General features: G+C 53.6%; 20 protein-coding genes and 1 riboswitch. Of the genes, 2 read left to right on the top strand and 18 right to left on the bottom strand.

Annotated elements, in window-relative coordinates; all coding sequences use genetic code 11:
* The first annotated feature begins 110 nt into the window (after positions 1 to 110).
* Positions 111 to 494 carry a VOC family protein gene (locus L1I42_RS04870; RefSeq protein ID WP_236113361.1) on the top strand — a complete coding sequence of 128 codons (384 nt, stop codon included), beginning with the start codon at positions 111 to 113 and terminating at the stop codon, positions 492 to 494.
* A 101-nt stretch (positions 495 to 595) separates the two neighbouring features.
* Here the strand turns inward: L1I42_RS04870 and L1I42_RS04865 are convergent, their stop codons facing one another.
* From L1I42_RS04865 to L1I42_RS04830, 8 genes are all read right to left on the bottom strand, one after another.
* Entirely contained in the window at positions 596 to 961 is a 366-nt protein-coding gene (locus tag L1I42_RS04865) for a GNAT family N-acetyltransferase (protein WP_236113360.1), read from the bottom strand.
* A 159-nt stretch (positions 962 to 1,120) separates the two neighbouring features.
* On the bottom strand, positions 1,121 to 2,674 hold the full coding sequence (gene gcvPB / locus L1I42_RS04860) for an aminomethyl-transferring glycine dehydrogenase subunit GcvPB (protein ID WP_236113359.1): 1,554 nt from the start codon (positions 2,672 to 2,674) through the stop codon (positions 1,121 to 1,123).
* On the bottom strand, positions 2,674 to 4,014 hold the full coding sequence (gene gcvPA, locus L1I42_RS04855) for an aminomethyl-transferring glycine dehydrogenase subunit GcvPA (RefSeq protein ID WP_236113358.1): 1,341 nt from the start codon (positions 4,012 to 4,014) through the stop codon (positions 2,674 to 2,676). Before gcvPA ends, gcvPB begins: the two co-directional genes overlap by 1 nt.
* A 12-nt stretch (positions 4,015 to 4,026) precedes the next feature.
* On the bottom strand, positions 4,027 to 4,395 hold the full coding sequence (gcvH, locus tag L1I42_RS04850) for a glycine cleavage system protein GcvH (protein ID WP_236113357.1): 369 nt from the start codon (positions 4,393 to 4,395) through the stop codon (positions 4,027 to 4,029).
* Positions 4,396 to 4,410: 15 nt separating this feature from the next.
* On the bottom strand, positions 4,411 to 5,550 hold the full coding sequence (gene gcvT / locus L1I42_RS04845) for a glycine cleavage system aminomethyltransferase GcvT (protein WP_236113356.1): 1,140 nt from the start codon (positions 5,548 to 5,550) through the stop codon (positions 4,411 to 4,413).
* 163 nt (positions 5,551 to 5,713) lie between these two features.
* Positions 5,714 to 5,806: riboswitch (glycine riboswitch) on the bottom strand.
* Positions 5,807 to 5,858: 52 nt separating this feature from the next.
* On the bottom strand, positions 5,859 to 6,455 hold the full coding sequence (locus L1I42_RS04840) for a hypothetical protein (protein ID WP_236113355.1): 597 nt from the start codon (positions 6,453 to 6,455) through the stop codon (positions 5,859 to 5,861).
* Positions 6,456 to 6,506: 51 nt separating this feature from the next.
* Positions 6,507 to 7,004 carry a peroxiredoxin gene (locus tag L1I42_RS04835; RefSeq protein ID WP_236113354.1) on the bottom strand — a complete coding sequence of 166 codons (498 nt, stop codon included), beginning with the start codon at positions 7,002 to 7,004 and terminating at the stop codon, positions 6,507 to 6,509.
* A 38-nt stretch (positions 7,005 to 7,042) separates the two neighbouring features.
* Entirely contained in the window at positions 7,043 to 7,879 is an 837-nt protein-coding gene (locus L1I42_RS04830) for a protein-disulfide reductase DsbD domain-containing protein (protein WP_236113353.1), read from the bottom strand.
* Between the two features lie 149 nt (positions 7,880 to 8,028).
* On the opposite strand from L1I42_RS04830, the gene L1I42_RS04825 reads away from it, so the two are divergent.
* Positions 8,029 to 8,613 carry a YqgE/AlgH family protein gene (locus tag L1I42_RS04825; protein WP_236113352.1) on the top strand — a complete coding sequence of 195 codons (585 nt, stop codon included), beginning with the start codon at positions 8,029 to 8,031 and terminating at the stop codon, positions 8,611 to 8,613.
* Between the two features lie 49 nt (positions 8,614 to 8,662).
* On the opposite strand, the gene L1I42_RS04820 is transcribed toward L1I42_RS04825, so the two are convergent.
* The 10 genes from L1I42_RS04820 to L1I42_RS04775 all read right to left on the bottom strand — a co-directional run bounded on the left by L1I42_RS04820 (position 8,663) and on the right by L1I42_RS04775 (position 18,923).
* Complete coding sequence (locus L1I42_RS04820) at positions 8,663 to 11,779, bottom strand: EAL domain-containing protein (RefSeq protein ID WP_236113351.1); 3,117 nt, start codon at positions 11,777 to 11,779, stop codon at positions 8,663 to 8,665.
* Positions 11,780 to 11,867: 88 nt separating this feature from the next.
* Complete coding sequence (locus L1I42_RS04815) at positions 11,868 to 12,464, bottom strand: GNAT family N-acetyltransferase (protein WP_236113350.1); 597 nt, start codon at positions 12,462 to 12,464, stop codon at positions 11,868 to 11,870.
* 10 nt (positions 12,465 to 12,474) lie between these two features.
* Complete coding sequence (locus L1I42_RS04810; RefSeq protein ID WP_236113349.1) at positions 12,475 to 13,737, bottom strand: M16 family metallopeptidase; 1,263 nt, start codon at positions 13,735 to 13,737, stop codon at positions 12,475 to 12,477.
* The gene (thrC, locus tag L1I42_RS04805; RefSeq protein WP_236113348.1) at positions 13,737 to 15,140 is read right to left on the bottom strand and encodes a threonine synthase; all 1,404 of its coding nucleotides are present in this window, start codon (positions 15,138 to 15,140) and stop codon (positions 13,737 to 13,739) included. The genes L1I42_RS04810 and thrC overlap by 1 nt, the downstream gene beginning before the upstream one ends.
* A gap of 33 nt (positions 15,141 to 15,173) precedes the next feature.
* Positions 15,174 to 15,968 carry an SURF1 family protein gene (locus L1I42_RS04800; protein WP_236113347.1) on the bottom strand — a complete coding sequence of 265 codons (795 nt, stop codon included), beginning with the start codon at positions 15,966 to 15,968 and terminating at the stop codon, positions 15,174 to 15,176.
* Entirely contained in the window at positions 15,961 to 16,350 is a 390-nt protein-coding gene (locus L1I42_RS04795; protein ID WP_236113346.1) for a DUF983 domain-containing protein, read from the bottom strand. The genes L1I42_RS04800 and L1I42_RS04795 overlap by 8 nt, the downstream gene beginning before the upstream one ends.
* Positions 16,351 to 16,425: 75 nt before the next feature.
* Positions 16,426 to 17,259 (bottom strand): cytochrome c oxidase subunit 3, encoded by an 834-nt coding sequence (locus L1I42_RS04790; protein WP_236113345.1) that lies wholly within the window; start codon positions 17,257 to 17,259, stop codon positions 16,426 to 16,428.
* 18 nt (positions 17,260 to 17,277) lie between these two features.
* Positions 17,278 to 17,820, bottom strand: a complete 543-nt coding sequence (locus tag L1I42_RS04785) for a cytochrome c oxidase assembly protein (protein ID WP_236113344.1) — start codon at positions 17,818 to 17,820, stop codon at positions 17,278 to 17,280.
* 12 nt (positions 17,821 to 17,832) lie between these two features.
* Positions 17,833 to 17,991: a cytochrome c oxidase system small membrane protein gene (locus tag L1I42_RS04780; RefSeq protein WP_236113343.1), complete on the bottom strand. Its 159-nt coding sequence runs from the start codon at positions 17,989 to 17,991 to the stop codon at positions 17,833 to 17,835.
* Positions 17,988 to 18,923 (bottom strand): heme o synthase, encoded by a 936-nt coding sequence (locus L1I42_RS04775; RefSeq protein ID WP_236113342.1) that lies wholly within the window; start codon positions 18,921 to 18,923, stop codon positions 17,988 to 17,990. The genes L1I42_RS04780 and L1I42_RS04775 overlap by 4 nt, the downstream gene beginning before the upstream one ends.
* Between the last annotated feature and the right edge of the window lie 14 nt (positions 18,924 to 18,937).

The raw sequence follows: 18,937 nt of genomic DNA, 5'->3' as shown, positions 1-18,937 counted from the left end.
CTGCCCGCTTCTCACTGCAAAAGCATGCAAATATCATGAGTTGCAATGCCTTATTGAAGATTGCGGTCAATTTAGGCACAATGCAACTTTATTGATTATCGAGGCTTTTTATGAAATTGCACCCCATGTTGATGTTCAAGGGCAATGCCAGCGCCGCACTTGAACATTATACCAACGCCATTCCAGCTGCAAAAGTGACCGACAAACGCACGCGAGAGGATGGTACAATAGAATCGGCAAATCTATTGTTTGGACAAAATCAATTGTTGATGATCGATAGCCCAATTGATCAACCGTTCGATTTCACCCCCTCCTTCTCGCTGTTTGTGTTCTTTGAAGACCAGGTTAGCCTTGATCTCGCCTATGAGCGGCTCTCCAAGGAAGGGCAAGTTATGATGAATCTGGGTGCCTATGACTTCGCAAAACGCTATGGCTGGGTGAGCGACAAATTTGGGGTGAGCTGGCAGTTGTGTCAGCCCCGTCATGATAGTTAAATCAGGGCGTATTCCATCTCTGGCAGCTCGCGGCCGGGGATGGATGCGGAGGGTGAAAAACCTGTCCTTTTAAATCCCATATGGGCATAGAATGGGGCGGCCTAGGGATCAGCGACGGTGATGAGCTTTTGCCCCCCCTTGTTGCGGACCTGGTCGATCGCCCATTGCAACAACGCGTGGCCGACGCGTTTGCCGATAAAATCTGGATCAACAAAAAGCAATTCAAGTTCTGCGACGGGGCAACTATTTTCCAGTTGCACCAGCCCAGCATGTCGGCCGGCTATTTCGGCCACTTGGATATTGCCGTGTTGTATATCGGCGGCAGACAGGGTCAACTCATCGCGACAGGCTTCAATAAAGGCGGCGTCATAGGGCCAATAGGCCTTGGAGCGTAAACAAAGCTCGCTCAACTCCTGTGCTTCATGTGGCTGCGCTGCGCGGATAATCATTTCATAAGACTGGCGCAAAAATGCAGCAGGACCGTGGCAAAGAAAAAGGCGGTGGGTTCTGCAGCACCCACCGCCTAATGAAGCGGCATTTATTTGTTATTGTTTTACCGCTTTTGTCCGTTTTCACCTCACGTGAGATGAAAAAACCGCCCCACGAATTTCCGTGAGGCGGTTTTGTTATTCAGCCGCTTTTTGCTGCGTCGGTGCTTCCCATTTAAGGATAGGCGAACGCGCGGCCCGGGTTTCGTCCAGCCGACGCATCGGCGCTTTCATGGGCGCATTGGTGAAGCGCTCCACATTGCCTGCCTTGGCGTCTTCCATCAGTTCACGCATGGTGCCGATAAACTGATCGAGCGTGTGCAAGCTTTCGCTTTCGGTTGGCTCGATCAACATGGCGCCATGCACCACCAATGGGAAATACATGGTCATGGGATGATACCCCTCATCGATCATGGCCTTGGCCAAATCAAGAGTGCTGACACCTGTGCCTTTCAGGGTGCTGTCATCAAACAACACTTCATGCATGCAGGGCTGGTCGCCATAAGGCGCATTGTACAAATCTGACAATTTTGCCTTCAAATAGTTGGCATTGAGCACTGCATCGCGCGCGGCGCGGCCCAAACCGTCCACACCATGTGACAACATATAGGTCAAGGCGCGGACATACATGCCCATTTGGCCATGGAAGGCTGACAAACGGCCCAAGTGATCGCTGCCCTCGCCTTTGTTTTCGACCAAGGTGAGCTTATCGCCATCGCGCTTCGCATAGGGCAGTGGCGCGAATGGCGCCAACGCGTCAGACAACACAACCGGACCAGCGCCTGGACCACCACCGCCATGCGGTGTGGAGAAGGTTTTGTGCAGATTGATGTGCATGGCATCGATGCCCAAATCGCCCGGACGGATCACGCCCATAATGGCGTTGAAGTTCGCGCCGTCGCAGTAGAAATAGGCTCCAGCCTCGTGCACCGCATCGGCGATTTCGATCACGTCAGGCTCAAACAGCCCACAAGTGTTGGGGTTGGTGAGCATGATGCCCGCCACATTTTCATCCAAAGCGTCTTTTACAGCCTGCACATCTACCGTGCCATCTTCGCGAGCTTTAATTGGCTTCACCTTGTAGCCCAAGAATGCTGCTGTGGCCGGGTTTGTGCCGTGGGCGCTTTCAGGCACCAGCACGATATTGCGATGGCTCTGGCCATTAGCCTCGTGCGCCGCCTTGATGGCCATCATGCCACACATTTCGCCGTGTGCGCCGGCTTTAGGTGTCATGGAAACGGCTTTAGTGCCAGTCAATTCCATCAACCAATGAGCCAGTTCTTCCATCAATTCAATTGCGCCTTGCACAGTTGATTGTGGTTGCAGCGGGTGGATATCCGCAATGCCGGGCAAACGCGCCATTTTTTCATTGAGGCGCGGATTGTGCTTCATAGTACACGAGCCAAGCGGGTAAAAGCCCGCATCGATTGAATAGTTCAACCGGGAGATGCGCACGTAGTGGCGCATGGCTTGTGGCTCGGTCAGGGCGGGCAAATCGATATCTGATTTGCGGGCAAATTTACCCAATTTCGAGCCCACATTTTGATCAAGCGCAGGCAAATCCACGCCAGATTTTTCTTTGGTGCCGATTTCAAAGATCAATGGCTCTGATGGCAACAGGGCTGCGCCGTTTACAGCGCTTGATGATGTGACATTATCCACACCGGTTGGACGGCCTTGATTGTTCAACATCAGATGACCTCCTTCAATGCGTTGGTCAATGCGTCAATATCTGCATCGCTGGTCAACTCAGTGGCCGCAATGACCAACAGATTTTCCAGTTCTTTTTTACCGGGCTCCAAGCGCGAAACGGGCACACCTGCGAGAATGTTTTTCTCAGCCAATGCTTCCACGATTGGGGCAGCCGCCTTTGGCAACTTCACCGTAAATTCGTTGAAGAAGTAGCTGTTGAGCACTTCAACGCCATCGATCTTGCTCAAGGCGTCGGCGGTTTTCACGGCTTGCTGATGGTTCAGCAATGCCAAATGTTCAATGCCTTTTTCACCCAGCAAAGACATGTGGATGGAGAACGCCAAAGCGCACAAGCCAGAGTTGGTGCAGATATTTGACGTGGCTTTATCGCGGCGGATATGCTGCTCACGGGTCGAGAGCGTCAACACGAAACCACGATTACCTTCGGCGTCCACGGTTTCACCGCACACGCGGCCAGGCATTTGCCGCACCAGGTTCGGATGGGTGGCCATCAAGCCGACATAAGGTCCGCCGAAAGTCAGCGGGTTGCCGATGGATTGGCCTTCGCCAACCACAATGTCAGCGCCCTGGGCGCCGGGAGATTCGATGGCACCGAGGGACACCACTTCGGTGAACACGGCGATCAACAGCGCACCCTTTTCATGGGCGGCTTCGGCAATTGGGCGCAAATCGCGCAAATTGCCGTAAAAGTCCGGTGATTGAACCACAACACAGGCCGTGCTGTCGTCAATTTGCGCAATAATGTCTTCTTGCGCTTGTGGGTCAGCGTCCATGCATTTGAATGCAGGGTCTTTGCCCAAATAGGTGGCGATGGTGTCGCGATATTGCGGGTGCAACCCACCCGACACCACAACACCGTCACGCTTTTTCAGGCGACGGGCCATCAACACGGCTTCCATGGCCGCGGTTGAACCGTCGTAAAGCGAGGCGTTGGCCACTTCCATGCCTGTCAGGTTTGCCACTTGCGTTTGAAACTCAAACAGCATTTGCAGCGTGCCCTGAGAGATTTCAGGCTGATATGGAGTGTAAGCAGTCAGGAATTCTGACCGCTGGATCAAATGGTCTACGCTTGCGGGCACATGGTGGCGATAGGCCCCTGCCCCGACAAAAAACGGACCATCGCCACCGGCTCGGTTTTTGCGAGCCAGTTGGCGAATATGCGCCTCTACAGCAAATTCTGGTTGATGATCAGGCAAGTCTGGCTTAGCTGTGTCAAAAACCTTTTTTGGTACGCGTACAAACAGCTCATCGTCGCTTTTGATGCCGATGGCATCGCGCATGACCTGCCTGTCTTGATCACTATTTGGAAGATAGCGCATATTTATCCTCGTTTACTCGATATGTGCCTTATAGGCAGCGTCGTCCAGCAAGCCATCCAGCTCGCTTGCATCATCAATTTCGATTTTGAAGAACCAGCCATTTACAACCGGATCAGAGTTCACCAGGCCGGGTTCATCAGCAAGGGTCTCGTTTACCGCGGTTACGGTGCCGGATACTGGCGCATAGATTTCTGATGCAGCTTTCACTGATTCCACAACGGCCACTTCGTCGCCCTTAGAAAATTTGGCACCCACTTCAGGCACGTCCACAAACACCACATCGCCCAATTGCTCTTGCGCATAGTCGGTGATGCCCACGGTGCCTTGGTTGCCTTCAACCCGGATATATTCGTGATCTTCGGTATATTTTGTGTCGCTCATTTCTTCCCCCTTGGATTAAAGACGCACATAATTTGCTGGTGTAAATGGAAGCTTGGTCACCGTACCTTTGGCGGGCTTGCCGCGCACAAGGGCCGTCAATTCTGTACCAATTTTCGCCTTATCTGTCGGCACATAGGCAAACGCCACTGGCGATCCGATGGTGGGGCCGAATGTGCCTGAAGTGACCTTACCAATAGGATCGCCATTCTCGTCAACAATGTCAGCGCCTTCTCGCACCGGCATGCGGCCCTCAAACTTAATGCCCACACGCTTTTCCGACACGCCGTCGGAGATCAGATTTTGAATTTTCGATGCGCCGGGGAAACCGCCTTCCACGCGACGGCCCTTGCCGATGGCAAAGATCAGGCCAGCGCTGATGGGGTCGCGCTGATCATCCATATCATGACCGTAAAGGCACAGGCCCGCCTCAAGGCGCAAACTATCGCGTGCGCCAAGGCCAGCAGGTTCGACTTCGTCATTGCTCACCAGCAATTCAGCCAACTTTGCGGCGTCTTCATTGGCGACGGACAATTCAAAACCGTCTTCACCGGTATAGCCGGCACGAGACACATAAACATCCAAGCCCTCGATGGTGGCGGGGGCGGCGTTCATAAAGCTGAGTTTTTGCGGTAAGTCGCAATAGCGTGACAGCACATCGGCGGCTTTTGGGCCTTGAAGGGCCAACAGCGCCTTGCTGTCAAAATAGGTTTCGATGGAGAGTTTGTCGCCAAGCTTTTCGCGCAAAATGGCCACATCATGCTCTTTGCGACCCGCATTGAACACGATAAGCAAGGTGCCATCGCGATCTGTTTCTGCCGGGCGAGTGACGATCAGATCATCTTCGATACCGCCATTAGCGTTCAGCAAAAGCGTGTAGCGCATTTCGCCGGGTTTCAGCCCCACCAGATCGCCCGGCATCAGGCTTTCGAGCGCGCGTGCTGTTGTGTCATGGTCCGCGCCAGTAACGGCAAATTGACCCATGTGCGACACATCAAAAAGCGATGCTTCATTTCGTGTGTGATGGTGCTCGTCGACAATGCCTTTATATTGTACCGGCATTGCATAGCCTGCAAAACCAACCATGCGACCGCCCCATGCAATATGGGTGTCGTGCAATGGTGTTTGCAAAAGATCCTGTGAATCCGCCCCTGCCATTATTCCCTCATTTGTTTATCCGACAAGTGCCAGCGACGCGACAAATTATGTCGCCTGGCGCCCCCCCTGTCGGGTAAACCTGAGAGATTTCCCGGAACGAGCGTTCCGGCTACCCCCTTCGGTGGAATCGACCTTAAAAAGATCAACTCGCTTTCCAGAGTTATGTTTGCATGCGGTCCCTGTTGCCTGAGAGTTTCCGGGGCGGTTGCTCCTTCGGCGTCAGGCTCTAAGGCCCAATCTCTCCCGCATTGCAGTGGGTAACCTAGCAGTAAATTCCGCTAGGTCAACCTGTTTTGCGTTTTAAGTATTTATCCTTTTGGATCAAAGCCAACCCAAATGGTGATCTGCTCGCCGCCCACATAGGGGATGGCCACATTTTCCACAACCTTGACGAATTCTTCGCCTTGATTTGGAGGGGTGATGGTGATCGGGATATTGTATTTTTCGGAAAAGACCGCCATATCGTCGCGCTCAACGGCGAACCGCAAGGGCACATCGACGGCGCCAGAGCCCGCCTCAGGCCCAGCCAATAAGCGACCAACAACACCCATTTTAACGGTGATCAAGCCGTTAGAAACAATACAATTGCGGGATTGTTTGTCGATGACCGCCTGATACCGCAGGCCTTTAGGGTCACCTTCTTTACCACGCGCGTAAAGGGCAAAACTTTCACCACCCGGACGAATTTTGATTTCGGGGCACTCGCTGGCGATGATTGGTAAGGCCGAAGGTGCTGCGCTGGCGATTTCGGTCTCGCTCGCGGACCTATTGATATATTTACTATCCGTATTGCCGCCGGTGAACGAGCCGACACAACCGGACAGCAATAGTGCTCCCGCCATGGCACCAACACCCGCCATGCGTGAATGGCGGAATATTTGTTTGCAAATTACGCGTACTGACATGCTTCTCACTTTTTGACCCTTTGGCCCCCCGAAATACCCCAACAACCCGATTTACTGGCTGTTTTTAACCACATCCAACATATGTGGCGCACCAGTTACGACGATATCGCCGCCCGGCGCTTCAATCTCCACATGGGAAATTACGCCATCTTTAATCAAAAGGCTAGAGCGAACATAACGCGTGCCGAAACCTGCGGCTGAAAAGTCCTTGTCCAGCTTGAGCGCCTTGGCCAAATCTGCATTGCCATCTGACACCAGATCAACAACGCCCAGCGCTCCGGTTTGCTCGCCCCAGTGCTGCATCACAAAGTGATCATTCACGGAAAGGCATAAAATTCGATCCGCGCCAGCGGACTTAAACTCGTCCGCCAGTGCAATATAGCCTGGCATATGATTGAGGTGGCACGTGGCTGTGAAGGCACCCGGCACCGCAAAAATAACAGATGTGCCGTCGGCCACCAAATCCGCAAAATCAACTTCTTGCACACCCTGTGCGTTTACCAGTTTGACGTTTTGTGATGGTGCCTTGCTGCCGATATCTAATGCCATAAATCCCCTCTATACATTCAACTAGCCATGCCCTCGAATTACTGATCAAGCGCCTCTATCGATAAAACGGGCGCCGTTTTTTCAAAGGCGCCCGCGCGGCCACTATATGTCAGTCTGACCGCGGACCCAATATGGTCAGCCAAAGAAATCTCATTTAGCGGTTGGATGGTGAGTACTGACGAACCGGGGCGATTTTGAGGCACGTCGAAAAGCAAAGATTGGATTGGTAAATCAAGGATTAATGTCTCATTTTCCTTTGGATCAGATGACATCGGAACCAGCAGCTGATCGTTTTCTGAATCAAAGTAAACTGCGTCGAAGGGCGCGTCAGCGCGGTCATCTTCGACAGGCACATAGGACAGGGCTGCGCTAAGTTTAAAGCCGACCGGCCGGTCTTCTCGATCAAGCGTAAGGGCTCGGTCGATTTTAAACTTCACCGGCACGCAGATCTCACCACATATGCCCAGCATCAGTTCGCCCACTAGGCGCGGCGGCACCGCCGCGTCGCTCTCATCAAGGTGCACGGCGAACGGCAAGATGAAGTCTTCTTTATAGACATAGTCGAAATAGCCCTTATCCAGTTCGCGCTTGGGCATAGGCCATAAAAAGTCGACCCTTTTTATGCCTTGGCTTTTCTCCCAATCGGCGGTGAGCGGAATGCCGCTTTCCCCCGGCACGCGCCAATAGGTTTTCATGCCGTCCCGCAACTGAAATTCAAGACCGGCCAGCATGCTGCTATCCGGCCCCACTTGATCGGCAGTGAGCAAGCGGATCTTGGCACCTGGCGCCACATTGACCCACGCCCCCGTGTCTGCGCGCGCTGCGCCCAGCGTGGCGATCAAAATGGCAAATAGAAGGAAAAGTCTTGATGTCATGACGCGTCTCATACGCCAAATTTGTGGCGCAGAAAAGACAATCCTGTTCAGGGCTTTGTGAACAATATTTGATTTACCGCATTTACCTGTTAAGCCTTTATTCATATGGATAGAGCGAGACTCTTTTTAAGCAAACGAAGGTGAACGGCGTGACGTTTTCACTAAAAGGTCAATTACTGGTGGCCATGCCAGACATGGAAGATGAACGGTTCAAAGACACCGTGATCTATCTGTGCGCCCACGATGAGAAAGAGGGCGCTATGGGACTGGTGGTGAACAAGCGTATGCCCGACATGCAGTTTGCCGATTTGATGGCGCAGTTCGACATTAAGGTCACCGACCATGTGGAAGAAGGCCATGCCGACCCATACCAGCAGCCGATTGTGGTGGGCGGTCCCGTTGAAACCGGTCGCGGATTCGTGCTGCACAGCCCCGATTATCAAACCGCTGACAATTCTATGGCGGTTGATGATGAAATGTGTTTATCAACCACGCTGGATATTTTGCGGTCGATTGCCGAAGGGGATGGGCCGGAAAAGGCCTTGCTCGCGTTGGGCTATTGCGGATGGGAACCGGGCCAGCTGGAAAGTGAGCTGGTGCGCGATGGTTGGATGGTGGCGCCGGCCAGCGCCGAACTCATTTTTTCCACCCCGATGGAAGAACGCTATCGCAAGGCGCTGAAAGATGCCGGCATCGATTTGGCATTTCTCACGCCGCATTCCGGCAACGCCTAGATCCGGCGCTCGCTATTGATGCGCTTCAGCTCAAACGCTCAGCCGTGATTTATTCCTCTGACTTCTTGGTCGGCGATGCCGGTTTATCTGGTTCTGGCACCCGATCAGGTTGGGCCACTTTTGAAGCCTTTTCCGCAATCGCACGTTTTTCGGCAGCGCGTTTGTCAGCCAGTTCTTTTTTGCGTTGACGTTCTGCTGCGGCCAGTTTTTTAGCCTGCGCTTGTTTTTCGGCTTTACGGGCCCGCTGCTCCGCGTCGCGGGCAGCTTGTTTCCGGCTCTTGGCATCCTTGGCCAACAATTGCTCAAATTCACCCCCGGAGATTGCCTTGGAGAAGGCGAAGCCCTGGGCATAATGGCAACCGAGCCCCTGAATGCGCGCCACTTCTTCATCGCTTTCCGCCCCTTCGGCAATCACTTTCAAATCCAGATCGTGGGACAGGGACATGATCGACTTCATGATCGGCATTTGGGTTTGCGCAATGCCGTGACGTTCATCGAGCTGCACAAAAGTGGATGGGATTTTGATGAAGTCGAACGGGAAGCGGTGCAAATACGAAAGCGATGAATGTCCCACCCCGAAATCATCGAGCGCCAAGCGGAAGCCCAGGCTCTTGAGTGAATCCAGCACGTAGGCCGAATGCTCAGGGCTGGTCATGACCTGACTTTCCGTCACCTCCAACAAGAACCTTTGCGCGATTTTCGGGTTTGTCGATACCAGTGAGCGCATGTCGTTGAGCATGGTCTCAGATGAAAGCTGTTGCGCCGACAGGTTGATCGAGAGGAAGAAGTTCTTATCCATTTCGCCACCCGACAGCCAGTTCTTGAGCTGTGACGAGGTTTGTTCAATCACCACACGGCCCAGTTTTTCAATCAGACCGGCCCGTTCCGCCAACGGAATGAACTCAGACGGGCTAATGGCCCCGCGCTGCGGGTGGTGCCAACGCATCAAGGCCTCGGCGCCGGCCAGTTGACCGTTGGACAGGTCAAAAATGGGCTGGAAGAGAATTTGAACTTCACGATTATCAATTGCCGTTTTCAAATCAACGTCCAACGGATTGCGGGCAGCTGCGGTATCGCTTGTTGTGGTGCGGAACGCTTCGATCCGATCGCCGCCGTCGCGTTTGGCATGCAACATGGCCAGTTCGGCATTGCGCAGCACTTGCTGTGCTGTGATCGGCTTGTTGTCATAAATGGTGATGCCCATTGATGCGGACACAGACAGCTCATTATCGCCAAACTTGATCGGCTCCCGGATTGCCCTGCGCAATTGCTCGGCAAATCCGGCGATCTTGGCAGCGCTATCCTCTGACACAAGGATCACGGCAAACTGGTCGCCATTAATGCGTGCCAGCGTGTCAAGAGGCCGCATCAGACGTGACAGACGACGCGCAATGGCGAGCAAAACGGAATCAGCGGCCACATGACCGATCCGCTCATCGAGATTGGTAAACCCATCCAGATCGATCAAAAAAACTGCCGGCTTCGTGGCGCGAGATTCGCGCGAGCGGGTCAATGCCCGATCCAGCCGGTCTAGATAAAGTTCGATATTGGGCAGGCCTGTCAAACTGTCGTGCACTGCATCATGCAAAAGTCGATCACGCGCAACACGTTCATCTGTGACATCCTGTAAGGTGCCAACACATCGCGATACTTCATCGTTGCCGCCCAAGACTGGCTTTACCCGCAGCCGGAAATTGCGATAGCTACCATCATGGGTGATGATGCGGAAGTCAGACGCGACGCGACCACGCCGAAGCTCGACCAATGTATCCAGTGCAGTGCGAAAGCGGTCCCGGTCTTCCGGATGAAGACGCTCCAGCCATAATTTAATGTCACCACGAAGAGCATTCGGGTCTTCGCCCAGACGCGCGGCCAGTCCGTCAGAAACGACGACACGATCACGCTCAATATTCCAGTCAAAGACAAAATCGCCACTGCCGGTCAAGGCCAGGGCACGCCGTTCAACTTCCGACAAGGCACCAATGGATACCTGCCCCTCGGTGAAGGCATGCTGGATGGCCGTGAAGCCCAGAAGCATCACGATCAACACGAGACCACCCGCGACCGCAGATTGGGCAATATCGTTGGTGATGTCACCAGACACAACCATATAGCCAAACACCAGCCAGGCCACGAAAATGATCCAGGTGGGCACGATCAGTACCGCCCGATCGTAGCCGCGCAGTGCCAAAAAGCCTACCACGACAATGCCGAATACACCCAACAGCGCCAACACCGCCCGTGCCGTTCCCACGGCCAACACCGGCTGGAAGAAGGCCAGAATGATCAGCGCCAGCATGACCAGCATCAGCGCCAACGCCAGATGGATAAAGCGGATGTGCCATCGGTGCAGGTTCAGATAGATAAACAAAAAGCCGAATAAGGTTGTGGCCAGCGCCGCCTCCGCCGCGGCGCGATAGGTCTGCAACTGGGTCGGCTGAATGTTGATCAGCTTTGCCAATATGCCAAAGTCCACGAGCAAATAGAACATGACAGCCCAAGCAAGCGCTGCAGCCGCAGGGAAAACGCCGCGGCCCTTCACCACAAACATAATCGACAAGAACACCGCCAGCAGCCCCGAAACGCCCAACACTGTGCCACGGAACAGCGTGAAGGCATTGACATAGTCACGATAGGAGGACGGTTCCCACAACACCAATTCGGGTAGTTTTTCCCCTTCAAGCTCGATCACATAGGTGACAGTTGCCCCTGGATCGACCGTAATGGAAAACACATCAGCTTCCTGATCGGCCACCCGTTGGGGACGGAACCCCTGGCTGGCGGTGATCACATTGATGCGTTTGCCACCCAGATCGGTGCGAAACACACCAGAGCCGGGCAACTGGAAAAAGGGCGCCACCAACAAGCGTTCGACTTGCACATCCAACGGATTATGGATTGCGATCAGCGCCCAATCGGGATTGGCGCTGGCATTGGTGGCCTGTACTTCGATACGGCGAATAATACCATTGACGTCCGGTGCGGTGGACAGTTGCACCCTGCCCTCTTGCCCCTCTCGAAGTTCAACAGCCGCGGTGAGATCAACCGCGCCAATCTTCTCCGGAATGGTCACCACTTCCAATGCTGTCGCCGCCCCGACCCAGAACAAAAGGCAAAGGTGCGCCAAAACAAAAAGAGCGCTACGCAGCACGCGGTACATTCCCATATTTACCCCCAACGGTTTTTCGTAGCCCGAAAAAACCGTTACATCAACTTTATTGTCGTGATTGTTGTCAGACTTCAAAGTGTTCTGATCATGACTTATTGTGTTTTTTATATCGTTCTTTGGTGAGCCCGAAAAGCACGTGATCCTGCCATTTTCCGTCAATTTTTAAATAGCCTTCCGCCTGACCTTCGCGCACAAATCCATTTTTCTCCAAGACCCGCATGGAACGATGATTATCCACCAGACATGCCGCTTCAGCGCGGTGAAGGCTTAGTTCATCAAAAATAAATGGCAAAACTCTGGCGACCGCCTCACTCATTATACCTTTATTGATGTGCTCGGCTCCGACCCAATAGCCCAAGGTGACAGCCTGGGCAACGCGACGACGAATGTTGGACAGGTTCAAGCCCCCGACCAGCCTCAGATTTTCCGCTTTCTCAAAGATCAAAAAGGCATAGGCCTTGTCCGCCGCTGCATCGCTGCGCGCTTTTTTGACGCGGTGTCGAAACGAAAAGCGCGCCAGTTCAGTTTCGCCCCAGGTTGGCTCGTAGGGTTTGAGAAAGTCTTGACTGGCAGCGCGCAGCTCGGCCCATTGCGGATAGTCTTCAAGCTCCGGCAGACGCATATGCAGCCGCTCGGTTTCCAGCGGGGTGAGCGTTTGCAACGAGAAGAACCGTCCAATCACCCCGCCACTCCTATGCTTTCAATCCGTCTTGAATTTTATCGTAGGACGGAAAGTGATCCAAAGGCCCGATGGCCGAAACCACTGGCTTGGCGTTGTGGAACAATTGCGACGCCACCTCCATCACCCGATCGGCATCGATCCGGTTGATGCGCTCCACCGTTTCTTCCAACGAAATGGGACGGCCCCACAAGAGCTGTTGCCGCGCCAATTGACCGGCACGTGACGATGGACGCTCAAGCGACATCAACAAGCCAGCGCGAATCTGGTTACGGACGCGCAACACTTCCTCTTCCGTGATGTTTTGGGTGGCTTGGTGCAACTGGTCGAGCACCACGGGCATCAGTTCTTGCACATCATCATCGCCGGTGGCCATGGAGACGCCAAAAATGCCGGTATCGGCAAAGGCCCAGTGGAAAGCGAAGATGGAATAACACAAGCCGCGCTTTTCGCGCACTTCCTGAAACAGGCGCGAGCTCATGCCACCGCCCAGAATGGCAGAAAGGATTTGCGAGGCATAAAACCCGTCATGGTGGTAGGGGCGGCCTTCAACCCCAATCAGAATATGCGCTTGCTCGTGATCGCGATTGAGCCGACGATCTCCACCTGTAAATTTCGCCTCCACCGGATCAGGGGCGCCACTGACTTTCAAATCCCTAAATTTGTTAGCAGCGATGTCGACCAATTGATCATGATCCACATTGCCCGCCGCGCTCATCACCATGCGGTCACCCACATACATGCGGTCCATATAGGCCCGGATGGCGTCTGGCGTGAAGCTCTCGACTGACTCTGTGGTGCCCAAAATCGAGCGACCGATGGCTTGGTCTTCGAAGGCGGCTTCCTGAAACAAATCGAACACATAATCGTCCGGCGCGTCATGGCTGGCACCGATTTCTTGCAAAATCACATGCTTTTCGCGAGTCAGCTCATCATTGCTGAATTGTGAGTTTTGCAAAATGTCGGACAGTATGTCGGCGGCAAGGCCCACATCCTCTTTCAGGATGCGTGAAAAATAGCCGGTATTTTCAATGCTGGTGGCGGCATTAACATCGCCGCCCACATTTTCAATTTCTTCGGCAATCTGCCGGGCGGTGCGGGTGTCGGTGCCTTTAAAGGCCATATGCTCCAGCAGGTGGGACAGGCCATGTTCCTTTTCGGTTTCACACCGAGAGCCGGACTTGACCCAAACCCCCACAGAAGCGCTTTCAAGGCTCGGCATGGAATGGGTGATCACCGTCATCCCATTATCAAGGGTGGTCGAACGTAATGGCATTAGGTCTCCTTATAGGCGCGGCATTTGGACTTGATGAAGTTTTCAACTTCACTCTGACTGTTGGCGATCACTTGATAGCGCTCCTCGCGCTCATATAGATCGCTCAGCCAGTCCGGCAGCGCCGGGTCAATTTGGGTGGCAGCTTTCACCGCTGCCGGGAACTTTGCCGGATGGGCTGTCGAAAGCGACACCATCGGCGTGGAGGGTTCAATTTGCGTATTGGCGACTGCTACAGCCACCGCTGTGTGCGGGTCGAGCAGATAGCCAGAATGGCTCAAAGTATCGGCTTGTGTTTTTTCCGTTTGCGCCTGATCAGCTGTGCCGGCTGAAAACTCAGCACGAATGGCATTGGCTTCGGTCGCGGTCAGTTCAAACCCACCGGATTGTTTCAGTTGCGCCATCTGGCGTTTGACCAGCTCCGCATCGCGACCGGACGCTTCAAACAGCAAACGCTCAAAATTGGACGAAATCTGAATGTCCATTGAAGGACTTGTGGTGGCGGAGACGCCATCCATTTCATAGCGGCCCTCATCCAAAGTACGGCGCAAAATATCATTTTCATTGGTGGCAATGATCAAACTTTTGATCGGCAACCCCATGCGCTTGGCCACATAGCCGGCAAAAATGTCGCCGAAATTACCTGTGGGTACGGTGAAACTGATTTGACGGTGCGGCGCACCCAACGCAGCAGCGGCGGTGAAATAATAGACCACCTGCGCAACAATGCGGCCCCAATTGATGGAATTCACCCCGGACAGCAACACGGAATCACGGAAATGGTGGTTGTTGAACATGTCTTTGACGATGGTTTGGCAATCGTCAAAGTTGCCCTCAAGGGCGATGTTGAACACATTCTCATCCAGCACAGTTGTCATTTGTCGCTGTTGCACCGGCGACACCATGCCCTTGGGATGGAGAATAAAAATATCGGTGTTGTCGCGACCGCGAAATGCTTCAATAGCAGCGGAGCCGGTGTCGCCCGAGGTGGCGCCTACAATGGTGGCGCGCTGATCGCGTTCGCCCAGAATATGGTCCATCACTCGCGCCAGAAACTGCATCGCCACATCTTTGAACGCAAGCGTTGGCCCGTGAAACAGTTCGAGCACAAAATGGCCCGGCGCGATCTGAACCAAAGGGGCCACGGCTTCATGCCGGAAGGTGCCATAGGCGGCCTCAACCATCTCGCGCAATTTGTCGTTGGCAATTTCGCCATCGACAAAGGGTGAGATCACCTCAAACGCGATTTCGGCAAAAGGCCGGTTGGCCATGCCGGCGATTTGATCGCTCGAAAATTGCGGCCAGCTTTCGGGCAGATAAAGACCGCCATCACGCGCCAAACCAGCAAGGACTGCATCACAAAATCCCAATCGCGGCGCATCACCGCGCGTACTTACATATTCCATAAGATCGTCCGAAGGTGAATTTGAGGGTGCACCCTAATCTTCCGTTTTCGATTTCGCAAGTTCTTGCCGGGGGCGACGGGTACGAATGAGCCAAAAAATCGCCAATATGGGCATCAATGCCGCCAAGCCGAACCAGGTGAACGCATATTCAAGATGCCGATTGGTGAAATTGAGAGCTGCCTCGTCTGGCGCCTGTGGCAAATCATTGGCCGTGGGGCTCGAAAGGTTTACATAAAAGGGCGCGACATCTTCCAACTCTGGAAACAAAATTTCATTCAAACGCGCCGGATTGATCACCCAATCCACCTGTTTGGCCAGATCAGGCTCAAGCGTTGCGCTGCCCACACGTTCGGGGCGCCGCATATAGCCTTCAAGGGTCAATTCCCCTTGCGGTGCACGGGCATATTCAGCCTTGGGCAGCGTGAGTTCTTGCGGGGCAAACCCGCGATTGACATAGACCACGCCGCCCTCTGCCAATTCAAATGGCGTCACAATCCAGTAGCCGGGACCAGAATATCGATCGCGTTTTTTGGGCAATGAGATAAATACGCGCGCTTCACAACAGTCGAGGAACTGACCGGTCATGCGCACTTTTTGAAAATCAAAAGTGTCGGGATCGAGATCGGCCCAGGCGGCCTTTGAGGGAATATCCATTCTTTCGGCATTCAACCGATCGTTGGCCGACGCAATAAGCTGCTCTTTCCATTGCAAGCGATCGAGCTGCCAAAAGCCGAGAGCAAGAAACAGGATCATGCACAGCAGCAGGAAGCCAACAAAGAAAGATTTGCCGAGCCCGGATTGGCGAATATTTTGTTTCGACTCACTCATTCGGCTTGTTCTCCTCATCAGCCCACTTTGCTTCGTGCGCATCGTTTTTATATTGCAGGGCTATCATCAGCCCCTTCAGGGGACGCAACAAGGCAAAACTCAACAGCAGAGTGGCCGGAATCCACAACAGCAAATGCATCAAAACCGATGGTGAAAAGGCCACTTCCACCGCCAATGCTGCGCCCACAATGATGAAGCCAACAATCATCATGATGAATACCGCTGGTCCATCGCCGCTGTCGGCAAAGCTGAAGGACAGGCCGCAGCGTTCACACTGGTCTTCCACCTGCAAAAAGCCGCGTAACAATTTGCCGTCGCCGCATCGCGGGCATCGGCAGCGCAACCCCGCTGAAAAGGGTGAAATATCCGGTTCGTCAGTCATTCAGTTTGCCTTTGCCCTAAATACACAAAGGGCGCGACCGATGGCGCGCCCCTTGAAATTGGTTCTGCCCTTCCCTTAGTGGGAAATGGCAACGCCCCATGCACCCCAGACATAGATGGAGGCAAACAGGAACAGCCAAACGACGTCCACAAAGTGCCAGTACCAGGCGGCAAACTCAAAGCCGAGATGCTGCTTCGGTGTGAAGTGGCCAGACAGCGCACGGAACAGGCACACGAGCAGGAAGATTGTGCCCACAAACACGTGGAAGCCGTGGAAGCCGGTCGCCATAAAGAAGGTGGCACCGTAAATATTGCCTGAGAAGCTGAACCCAGCAGAGGCATATTCAACGCCTTGTACAAAGGTGAAGACGGCACCCAGAATAACAGTAAGCACCAAGCCCCATTTTAGGCCATTGCGATCATCAGCCAAAAGCGAATGGTGGGCCCAAGTCACAGTCATGCCTGAGGTGAGCAACAGCAATGTGTTGAAGATTGGCAAGTGCCAAGGGTCAAACAATTCTACGCCATCAGGGGGCCAGTGGCCGCCCGTTGCCGCAACACGGCCAATCTGCTGCGCTTCATCAACATAGAAGAACATATCGAAATAGGCCCAGAACCAAGCCACAAAGAACATGATTTCTGAAACGATGAACAGGATCATGCCGTAACGGTGGTGCAGTTGGACAACCGGGGTGTGATCGCCTGCATGGCTTTCTTTAATCACATCGCGCCACCAGCCATACATGGTGTAAAGCACACCGGCGAGGCCAATGAAGAAGACATATGGCGTCCAGTCTTGCATCCAAGCAATACCGCCAATTGCCATAATGAGCGCTGAAACAGACCCGATAAATGGCCATGGGCTTGGGTCGACCAAGTGATAATCATGATTTTTGGCGTGTGCGGCCATATTTAGCTTCTCCCAATCTTATGAAGCATGGAATGCGTAAAAGAGCGTGATCTCCCGAATAGTATCAAGCTCATCGTTTAAATCCAGCTCCGGATCTAGATAATATAGAACCGGCATTTCTACTGTTTCATTCGGAGCAAGTGTTTGCTCGGTGAAACAAAAACATTCAATCTTGTTGAAATAGGCCCCCATGGAGGCTGGGGCAACATTGAAACTTGCGGTGGTGCTCACCGGCGCGTCTGTCAAATTTGTCGCGCGATAATTCACCGTAATTTTCTTGCCCACCTTATCCACTTGCGTTGCCGCAGGGACAATTTTCACAGGCAAGTCAGGGTCCACTTGCGCGGCAAACCGCACCATCATTTCGCGATCAATAATGCCGACCGCGCTGTCTTCGGCGCGCTGGGTGGTGCCGCCATATCCCGTAACCTGACAAAAGAGCTGATATAAGGGAACGGCAGCGTATGACATCCCGATCATCAGGGCGACGAGCAGAACCAAGCCATAAGCGATGCGCTTATTGCTGCGGTTTTCAGAATTGTGCGTATCTATATGGGCCATTGCAGCGTTCTCCTACAAGGGCCGCTGGAAGATGGCCGGGCCGATTTTTACAATCGTCACCGCGTAAAACAAGATGGCCAATGCCCCCAAAACAAGGGCGAGCGCAACAGAGCGCTTGCGAAGACGCTTGGCCTGCTTTTCTTCTTCGGTCATTTTCACCTCGTCATTCATGCGCTACCCCCTGCCATAAAATTGGCTACACTCACATCAGCGAGCAACACCAGGTAAACCACGAACAAATAGATCAGCGAGAAGGCAAAAAGCTGCCGCGCCGCTTTCTTCAGCGCAACGCTTTCCTTTTGCTGCCACAGGCGGACCGCATAAAAGGTGAAGGCCAACCCTAAACCTGCGGCGACAATGCCATAGGCCAAACTGGCAAAACCCAACAAGGTGGGGGCGACAGAGATCGCGGCCAGAATCAAGGTATAAATCAAAATTTGGTTTTGGGTTACCCGTTCCCCGGCCACGTTAGGCAGCATGGGAATGCCCGCCTCCGCATAGTCGCCTTTTTTATATAGCGCCAATGCCCAAAAGTGGGGTGGAGTCCACAAGAATGTAATCAAAAACAACACGGTGCTTTCGATGGTGATGGTGCCGGTGACAGCGGCCCAACCGATCATAGGCGGGAACGCGCCTGCCGCGCCGCCGATGACGATGTTTTGTGGCGTCCAGCGTTTCAGCCACATGGTGTAAATCACGGCGTAAAAGAAAATGGTGAACGCCAACAGGCCAGCGGCGACCCAGTTGGTCACCAGGCCCAAAATGGCCACCGAAAATGCAGACAGTACGAGCCCGAAGCTCAATGCTTCGGATTTCGTGATACGGCCCGCCGGAATAGGCCGATTGACAGTGCGGCTCATCACCGCGTCAATATCGGCATCATACCACATATTGAGCGCGCCAGATGCGCCCGCCCCGATCGCGATACACAGAATAGCTGTGACGGCGAGCAGCGGGTGCAGTGAACCCGGCGCGATCAGCAAGCCGACAATGGCCGTGAAGATCACCAGTGACATAACGCGGGGCTTCAGCAGCGCGAAATAGTCTTCGACTTCCGCGCCGCCCCATGCTGTGTTGTCCCTTTGATCGCCAATATAGGCCATTGTCATTTTTCCCT

Origin of the sequence: Maritalea mediterranea, from assembly GCF_021568695.1 — a bacterium.
Lineage (GTDB): Bacteria > Pseudomonadota > Alphaproteobacteria > Rhizobiales > Devosiaceae > Maritalea > Maritalea mediterranea.
Note: the sequence above shows the minus strand (reverse complement) of the source record. Positions and strands in the feature narration are given on the sequence as shown.